At 46.0% G+C, this 1,334-nt stretch carries 1 protein-coding gene and 1 pseudogene; one reads left to right on the plus strand and one right to left on the minus strand.

Annotated features, from left to right (window positions below; translation table 11 throughout):
- On the plus strand, positions 1–377 hold a 377-nt coding region (locus tag R8O70_RS25430), incomplete at its 5' end, for a DUF1853 family protein (protein ID WP_318184486.1).
- A gap of 64 nt (positions 378–441) precedes the next feature.
- Here the strand turns inward: R8O70_RS25430 and R8O70_RS25435 are convergent.
- Positions 442–1,334: pseudogene (locus R8O70_RS25435) on the minus strand (phosphoglucomutase, alpha-D-glucose phosphate-specific); the annotation flags it as partial.

The raw sequence follows: 1,334 nt of genomic DNA on the forward strand, positions 1-1,334 counted from the left end.
CCCACCAATTGAAAATGAGCGAAAGGCCTGAATTTAGACAAATGCTTCCTCTGGATCAGTCTCCAAAGGAACGCTTGTTGATGCAAGGGCGACTTTACATCAATCCATTTTCTAATGAAGTACCACCGAAAGAGTGCTTAGGCTTTGCTCTCAATCCAAGCCAAATCAGTGGATATTGGTGTTATCAAAGCCAATGGAGTTTGATCAATAAACCGCTTTACCACTTAAGCAAACCCAACTGGGCTATTGGTACGGATGATTTTTCTCAGCCGATTGAAAAACCAATGGAGCGATTTGAGCATGCACAAACAGCAGATGGCGAGTTCTGGTTTATCGTGCCAGATAATTGGCCACAAAATCCAAAGGCTCATAAATAGAGAGTTAACGACGAGTTGTAAAAAAGGCGACCATCTGGTCGCCTTTTTGTCAGAGTAGGTTTAATTACAAACCTGCAGCTGCAAATACTTGATTCACAATCTCTTGTGCTTCAGCTTCAATTTGTTTTAGGTGTTCTTCACCCTTGAAGCTCTCACAATAGATTTTGTAGATGTCTTCCGTACCCGATGGACGAGCAGCAAACCAACCATTTTCAGTCGTCACTTTCAATCCGCCAATCGCCGCACCGTTACCAGGAGCGTGTGTTAGACGCGCCGTAATCGGATCACCTGCCAGTGTTTCTGCTGCAACCATTTCTGGCGACAGTTTCTTCAACACATCTTTTTGAGGTCCATTCGCTACCGCTTGAATACGATTGTACTTAGACTCACCGTGTTTAGCGGCAAGCTCTTCGTAGTACTCTTGTGGGTTTTTACCCGTTACCGCAGTAATCTCAGCCGCTAACAAACATAGTAAGATGCCGTCTTTGTCTGTTGACCATGGTGTTCCATCTTTACGTAGGAAAGAGGCACCAGCGCTCTCTTCACCACCAAAACCAAACTTGCCAGTGTAAAGGCCATCGACAAACCACTTGAAGCCGACAGGCACTTCACACAGTTCACGACCCAAATCGGCTACTACTCGGTCGATAAGTGCACTTGAAACCAGCGTCTTACCAACCGCAACATCTGTACTCCACGCATCACGATGACGGTATAGGTAGTCGATACAAACCGCTAAGAAATGGTTCGGGTTCATCAAACCTTTCGGCGTCACGATACCATGACGGTCATAGTCTGGATCATTACCAAACGCAAGATCGTATTCATCTTTCAGGGCTAGCAGACCAGCCATTGCGTATGGAGAAGAACAGTCCATACGAACCACGCCGTCCTTATCAAGCGACATGAACTGGAATGATGGGTCAATCGCTTCGCTGACCAAGGTCAGATCTAAGT

It is taken from the genome of Vibrio sp. 779(2023), from assembly GCF_033344285.1.
Lineage (GTDB): Bacteria > Pseudomonadota > Gammaproteobacteria > Enterobacterales > Vibrionaceae > Vibrio > Vibrio alginolyticus.